This is a genomic window from Bacillus sp. SIMBA_154, from assembly GCF_046536015.1.
GTDB lineage: Bacteria > Bacillota > Bacilli > Bacillales > Bacillaceae > Bacillus > Bacillus pumilus_P.
The window spans coordinates 1-230 of sequence record NZ_JAWJBV010000746.1; the positions used below are offsets into that span (position 1 = coordinate 1).

Below are 230 nucleotides of genomic sequence, written 5' to 3' on the forward strand. Positions count from 1 at the left end.
CTTGATGTTGTTTTAATATCCCTTTGTATCGGCGTCTTTTTGACAGCAATTGAATTAGAGCTGGAGTTAGAGAAATCGAAATGAGATAAGAGACAGATAGCCCGGTGACCAGAACAATTGCCAAATCATAGAACAAACTTGATTCAATCTCATTAATAAAGAGAATTGGCAGTAAGCATACAACGGACGTGAAAGTTGATAAAAACAAGGATTTGTTGAGGCTCTTAATT

General features: G+C 36.1%; 1 protein-coding gene. It reads right to left on the reverse strand.

Translation table 11 applies throughout. The annotated features are described in order from the left end of the window. Window positions 1-208 (reverse strand): efflux RND transporter permease subunit (locus R0K30_RS23865; protein WP_410613552.1); only part of this gene is annotated, 208 nt, incomplete at its 3' end. Window positions 209-230 lie beyond the last annotated feature (22 nt).